Source organism: Cnuella takakiae, from assembly GCF_001953305.1.
GTDB lineage: Bacteria > Bacteroidota > Bacteroidia > Chitinophagales > Chitinophagaceae > Flavisolibacter > Flavisolibacter takakiae.
Map to the genome: position 1 here is coordinate 2,310,014 of NZ_MTFE01000010.1, position 6,982 is coordinate 2,316,995.

General features: G+C 50.4%; 6 protein-coding genes. 5 read left to right on the forward strand and 1 reads right to left on the reverse strand.

What is annotated here, in order from left to right; genetic code table 11:
* The 5 genes from BUE76_RS24755 to BUE76_RS10105 all read left to right on the forward strand — a co-directional run.
* Window positions 1–215, forward strand: a 215-nt coding sequence (locus BUE76_RS24755; protein WP_216820651.1) for a hypothetical protein, incomplete at its 5' end; no start/stop codon positions are given.
* A gap of 132 nt (window positions 216–347) precedes the next feature.
* Complete coding sequence (locus BUE76_RS10090; protein ID WP_073048171.1) at window positions 348–962, forward strand: TetR/AcrR family transcriptional regulator; 615 nt, start codon at window positions 348–350, stop codon at window positions 960–962.
* A gap of 63 nt (window positions 963–1,025) precedes the next feature.
* Window positions 1,026–2,375, forward strand: a complete 1,350-nt coding sequence (locus BUE76_RS10095) for a TolC family protein (protein ID WP_073048174.1) — start codon at window positions 1,026–1,028, stop codon at window positions 2,373–2,375.
* 6 nt (window positions 2,376–2,381) lie between these two features.
* Complete coding sequence (locus BUE76_RS10100) at window positions 2,382–3,425, forward strand: efflux RND transporter periplasmic adaptor subunit (protein ID WP_073048177.1); 1,044 nt, start codon at window positions 2,382–2,384, stop codon at window positions 3,423–3,425.
* Between the two features lie 24 nt (window positions 3,426–3,449).
* The gene (locus BUE76_RS10105) at window positions 3,450–6,503 is read left to right on the forward strand and encodes an efflux RND transporter permease subunit (protein WP_073048180.1); all 3,054 of its coding nucleotides are present in this window, start codon (window positions 3,450–3,452) and stop codon (window positions 6,501–6,503) included.
* Window positions 6,504–6,550: 47 nt separating this feature from the next.
* On the opposite strand, the gene BUE76_RS10110 is transcribed toward BUE76_RS10105, so the two are convergent.
* Entirely contained in the window at window positions 6,551–6,799 is a 249-nt protein-coding gene (locus BUE76_RS10110; protein WP_073048184.1) for a hypothetical protein, read from the reverse strand.
* Window positions 6,800–6,982: the final 183 nt, after the last annotated feature.

Genomic DNA, 6,982 nt, shown 5'->3' on the forward strand with positions numbered 1-6,982 from the left:
GGCCCTTGAGTAATCAGGGGCTTTTTTGTTACCTAGATCTTCCAGCTCTCAAAGAGATGGAAGACCTGAATGCCGCCCTGTTATTCCTAAGAACGGTAGTTGAAGTTCTAGTTTCATCCAATCCGCATAAAGCCTTTAAGTATTCAGTGGCTTTTTGTGATTTGCACGCAAAGCTGAAAAAGATCAAAGTCGCAAAGAAGAGGCACTCCTTATAAGGCAAAGCTGAATTAGCTTTATCATTGCACTTCACTAAATGACCGGCTGTAACTATTTACTGCCATTTATCTAAAAATATTTCAGTCCGGCTTGTTTTACTGAACACCGTTCATTAAGTTTGTTCCAACAATATGTCGATAGCGTCCCGCAAACAAAAGGATAAAGAAAATATGCGCAGCCTCATTTTGGATGCGGCAAGGAGTATTTTCCTGGAGAAGGGATATGAACAGACCAGTATCCGCAATATTGCCGAACGCATCGAATACAGTCCGGGTACCATTTATCTATATTTTAAGGAGAAGGATGATATTTTTCATGCACTCCATGAAGAAGGGTTTAGCCGGATGCTGGAGCAGATGCAGCCACTCCAGTTTGTTTCCGACCCCTTTGAGCGCCTGAAAGCAATGGGCCGGGTATATATGGAGTTTGCCAAGAACAACAAGGATTTTTACGACCTTATGTTCATCATGCAAGCGCCCATGAAAATGGAAAAGAACGATGAGTGGGTGATGGGTGACCGTACGCTGGGCTATCTGAAACAGGTAATCAGTGAATGTATGGCCACTGGCAGGTTCCAGGGGCGTGATGTCAATTTTCTTTCTTTTACGATTTGGGCTTCCTTGCATGGCATGTGTGCACTGTACTGTCGCGAACGCTGCCAGGCCTACCATGACGAACACATCGAACACACAGCGCTGCTGAATGGCGGTTTCCAGAACTTTGTTGATATGCTGGAAAAACTCTGATTTTTTTTGCCTCAATAGTGAACAGTGTTCAGATGTTGAACATCGATAAATAAACCCTTCAATATGAGACATTTATTGCTGCTGCTTACAGCAGTTGGCCTGCTCTGCACGCCCCGGCAGGTCCATGCCCAAACTGTTCCGGATACCTATATCCAGGAAGGCCTGACCAACAACCTGGTGCTCCAGGAAAAAAGGATTGCCCTGGACCAGAGCCTCCTTGCCCTTCGATCGGCCAAAAGCCTGTTCCTTCCAACTACCTGGCTGGAAGGACAGTACACTTTGGCACAAGGCGGGCGTAGCATCGACATCCCTGTAGGCGACCTGCTCAACCCCGTGTACCAAACACTCAACCAACTCACCAACAGCCACAAGTTCCCGCAGATCAGCAATGTGTCCGAGCAATTTCTGCCCAACAACTTTTATGATGTACGGGTAAAAACAACCCTGCCCATCATCAACCCCGATCTTCGGTTTAACCGCGCCATCAGGCAACAGCAAACACAACTGGCCCAGTACGAAATAGATGCTTACCGGCGGGAACTGGTGAAGGAAATCAAGGTGGCTTACTACAGCCTGTTGCAGGCGTCGAAAGCGGTAGTTATTTACCAGAATGCCATGGAAGTGGTGCAGGAGAACCTGCGGGTAAACCAGGCCCTGCAACGCAATGGCAAGAATCTGCCGGCCTACATTTCGCGCAGCGAAAGCGAAGTACAGCAGGTGGAAAGCCAGTTGCAGCAAGCCAGCAACAACGTGCAGAACGCCCAGGCTTATTTCAATTTCCTGCTTAACAAACCACTGACTGATCATGTAGACATCTTACAAGAAGAAACGGATTTGGTTATGCCTGCGCTTCTTGAGAGCGATGTAAAAGGGCGGGAAGAACTGCAAAGCCTAAAACTGGCAGCCGGCATCAATACCCTGGTAGACCGGATGAACCGCTCTTACCGCACGCCAAGGCTCAACGGATTTGTTGATCTCGCTTCACAGGGTTTCGATTTTAAAGTCAATAACAAGTCCCTCTTTTACCTGGCTGGCGTCCAGGTAAAGGTACCCATTTTTACAGGGCAGCGCAACCAGATCCGCATCGAGCAAAGCGGGCTTGAAGGCAAGGCAATCGGTTTACAAAAAAAGAATACCGAGCAGCAGCTTGAACTATCAGCCATGGTTAGCCGAAACAATGCTGTATCGGCCTACAACAGCTACCTGGCATCACAGAAACAACTACAGGCTTCCCAGCAATATTTCCGCCTGGTTGATAAAGGTTACCGCGAAGGCATCAACAGTTTTATCGAGTTCCTCGACGCCCGCACCAGCCTCACCAACGCGCAACTGCAAACCAACATCCAACACTACAAGGTACTGGCCGCCCTAGCCGATTTCGAACGTCAAACTGCTTCCTACAACTTCAAATAAACAACCATGAAACCAATAATTTTTGCTGCTTTTATCCTCATCGTCCTTCAATCATGCGGCGGAAAGGCGACCACGCAAACAGCGGTAGTAAAAGATGAATCCATACCGGTAAAACTGTTTCCGCTTTCCTCCGACACCCGGCAGGCACAAGTGGCAGCATCGGGCCTGCTGAGTACGGAAGAAACTGCAGGATTAGGATTTAAGATCGGAGGCATCATCGAAAGTGTGCTGGTAACCGAAGGGCAGATGGTGCGCAAGGGCCAACTGCTGGCCACACTCAAGCCCACCGAAATTTCGGCACAAGTACAACAGGTAGCACTATCGGTAGAAAAAGCCCGCCGCGATTACCAGCGTGCCCACAACCTGTACCAGGATAGCGTGGCTACACTGGAGCAATTGCAAAATGCACAAACAGGATTGGACCTTGCCCAACAGCAATACCGCCAGGTAGCTTTCAACCGCCAGTATGCCAATATCTATGCACCGTCCGATGGCTTTGTGGTAAAACAATTGGGGCATGCAGGCGAACAGGTTTCGGCCGGCACCCAGGTGATTGCAATGAATGCAGTATCTGGCGCCAGCCGCTGGGTATTGAAAGTGGGACTTACCGATAAACAATGGGCCCTGGTGAACAAAGGCGATAAAGCCACCGTGCAGTTTGATGCTTTTCCCGGCAAGACCTTCACAGCAATCGTTACCCAAAAGGCACTAGCGGCAAATCCCATTAATGGTTCTTTTGAAGTAGAACTCCAGCCTGATTTCAAAGGCGTACAACCCGGCGCGGGCATCTTTGGCAAAGCCGTAATTCTTACTTCGGGTACACAGGAACTGGTGCCCATTCCTTACGAGTCTTTGCTGGAAGCAGAAGGAAAAGAGGGCTTTGTGTTTGTAAGCAACGATGGCAAAACCGTGCAAAGGGTAGGCGTGCAGATCGCCGCCATTGAACCCGACCGGGTGTTTGTCAATGCAGGGCTGGAAGGGCACCGCTACATTGTTACCTCGGGCAGTCCTTACCTCACCGATGGCTCCCGCATCAAAGTGATCCGCTAATCATTCACCACCCAACTGCCTTTTATGCGATTTACCTCATTTTTTGTACGCAACTACCAGTTTACGCTGGTGGTATTCCTGATGATCGTGGTGGTGAGCGTAGCCACCCTTTTATCCATGCCCCGGGCCGAAGACCCGGAAATCAACCCGCCCCAGTTTCCCATTATTGTTATTTACCCCGGCACCAGTCCGAAGGACATGGAAGAACTGGTGGTAAAACCCATTGAAAAGAAAATAAGTGAGCTAGAGGATATCAAGACCATCACTACCCGCATCGATGACGGCGTGGCCGTGCTGGAAGTAAAATGCCAGTACACCAGCAATGTAGACGACAAGTACCAGGAACTGGTGCGGGAAGTGAACGCACTGCGCAGCGAATTGCCGCAGGACCTGTATAAACTGGAAGTGAAAAAGGTAACGCCTACCGATGTAAACGTTTTGCAGGTAGCCCTTGTTTCGGAGAATGCTTCCGATGCCCGGATGAAGCATTATGCCGAGGAACTCAAGGAAGAACTGGAACAGGTAAAGAGCCTTAAGAAAGTGGAATACTGGGGCACACCGGAACCCATTGTGCGCATTGATTTGCAGCTGGACAAACTGGCCCAACTGCGCATACCTCTCAGCCAGGTAATCGGGGCCATCCAAAGCGAAGGCGCCAATATTCCCGGGGGCAGCATCCGTGCGGGCAATAAAACCTTCAACATTAAAACCAGTGGCAATTTTAAAAGCCTCGATGAAATTGCCAGTACCATTGTGTACAATGCCGACGGCAGCGTGGTGTACCTGAAAGATGTGGCCGATGTGGCACTCAACCACGAAGAGGTAAAACATATTACCCGCCTCAACGGCCACCGTGCGGTACTGGTTACAGCGGCGCAAAAGTCGGGGCAAAACATAAGTGCCACCCAGAAGGCTTACCTGCCCATCCTTACTGCTTTTTCCAAAAAGTTGCCTGCCAACATTGCCATGGTCAACCACTTCGACCAGGCCGATAATGTAAGCCGCCGGTTGGGCGGTCTGGGCATCGATTTCCTGATTGCCATAGGACTGGTACTGTTTACCCTCATTCCGCTGGGCTGGCGTGCCGCCCTGGTGGTGATGCTGGCCATACCGCTTTCATTGGGTTTGGGCATTATCATGCTCAACAGCATGGGTTTTTCGCTCAACCAGTTAAGCATCGTTGGCTTGGTGGTGGCCCTTGGCCTTTTGGTAGACGATAGTATCGTGGTGATTGAAAACATCGAACGCTGGCTGCGGGAAGGGGTTGCCCGAAAGATAGCCGTGGTGGAAGCCACCAAGCAGATTACCATAGCCGTGCTGGGTACAACGGCTACCCTGATCATTGCCTTCCTACCCATTGTGTTCATGCCCGAAGCCTCCGGTGAGTTTATCAGGGGCTTACCCTTGGCAGTGATCACTTCGGTATTTGCTTCCATGCTGGTATCGCTGACCATTGTGCCCTTCCTGGCCAGCAAGGTGCTCAAGACAACCCATAACCCCGAAGGCAATATCTTCCTCCGTGGCCTGAAGAAGATTATTCATGGCAGCTATGCGCTGTGGCTGGACAAGGCCCTGCAAAGACCGGTGCTTACGCTTATTGGCGCAGCGCTCTTGTTTGTTGCCTCGCTGGCTGTGTTCCAGGTGATTGGCTTCCGGCTTTTTCCCACCTCCGAAAAGCCACAGTTCCTGGTCAACATCAACATGCCTTTGCAAAGCAATCTGGAATCCACCGATGCCATGGCCAGGAGGGTAGAAGCAGTACTGAAAGATGTGCCACAGGTAGCCCATTTTACCACCAACGTAGGCAAGGGCAACCCGCAGATTTACTACAACGAAATACAGAAAAACGAACAGCAGGATTTTGCCCAGGTATTTGTGCAGTTGGATAAAGATGTAAAACCTACGGAAAAGAAAAAGCTGATCGAGCGCCTGCGGGAACAGTTTACCGGTATTGCAGGTGCCAAGATCGAAGTAAAGGATTTTGAACAGGGCCCGCCCATTGATGCGCCGGTAGCCATCCGCATCAAAGGGGAAAACCTTGATACTTTGCGTGTGCTGGCAGCCCGCACCGAAGCCCTGTTGCGGTCGGTACCCGGCGCCATATATGTAAACAATGATGTGAGCGTGATGAAGTCGGACATGAAGTTGGCTATCAACACCGACAAGTCGCGGATGCTGGGCATCCAAACCGCGGATATTGACCGCACGGTAAGGCTGGCCGTGGCTGGTGTAGGCACCGGTAAGTTCACCAACGAGGACGGTGATGATTTCGACATCGTGGTGAACACGCCCAAAAAACAAGTGGCTACCCTGGCCAGTTTCAACGATATCTATGTCAATAATGCCGTAGGTACTCCCGTGCCGCTCAACCAGGTAGCCGATATCCGGTTTGAGTCTTCGCCCACCACCATCAAGCACCTCGACAAGAAAAGGTTTGTGGTAGTAAGTGCCTTTACCGACAAGGGCGTGCTGGCAGAAAGCATCACCAAGGCATTTTTGGAAAAAGCCAAATACCTGCGCCTGCCGGAAGGTTATGAGTTGGAGTTGGCCGGTGAAGTAGAAAGCGAGAAGGAAGCGTTTGGCGGCGGCTTTATGACGGTGGTGCTGGCAACGGTATTCCTCTTCCTGATGGTGCTGATTTTGGAATTCAAGACGTTTAAGAGCACGCTGATCGTGTTGTCGGTAATTCCATTGGGTGTGATTGGTGGCGTTACCATGTTGTGGCTTACCGGCAACCCCATGTCCTTTGTTGCCATCATCGGCTTTATCGGGCTGGCAGGAGTGGAGGTTAAAAATTCCATCCTGCTGGTGGACTTCACCAACCAGTTGCGCGCCGAAGGCAAGGACCTGGACACCGCCATCCGTGAAGCGGGCGAACTCCGTTTCCTGCCCATCGTGCTCACCAGCCTTACCGCTATTGGTGGTTTGCTGCCCATCGCCATCAGCAGCAACCCGCTCATTTCGCCACTCGCGCTGGTACTGATTGGCGGGTTGATTTCATCCACTTTACTTTCCAGGATTGTTACACCAGTGGTGTATAAACTGATACCGCCAAAGGTGGAACCGGTAGCGGTATAATGGTACCTGCCGAACAACCCGGAAGCGAATGAAAATAGGGTAATGCGCTATGCCAGCAATTGGTTCAATGCTTCGGTTACCGCCTGGATCATGCCCGTTTCCGGTAGCTTTTGCTGCTGCGGAAGGTCAGGTGGCAGAATGGCCCTGAAATCGCCCGAGTCGTCGCGTTCAAAGTAAAAAAGGGTACCCTCCAGTTCCGCTTCAATGCGGTAGGTATAACCCTGCATCACCAAGGAAGCGGGTATCACCAGTTCTTTATTGCGGTAGGTAAGGGGGATGTCGAAATTGTTATCCATAGGCAAACAAAGTTGGGGAACCTTGGTCAGAAAGAAGCCAACTGTTTAAGCATTGTTTCAGTAGGTTGTATTTGAACGACCCTGCTTTTGTTTGAACCCGGTAATTCCGAAGCATTATTAACCAGGGAGGTAGCACTATCCTGAGTTATCATGGAAATAAAGTCCATATCGCAAAAAGGGCCG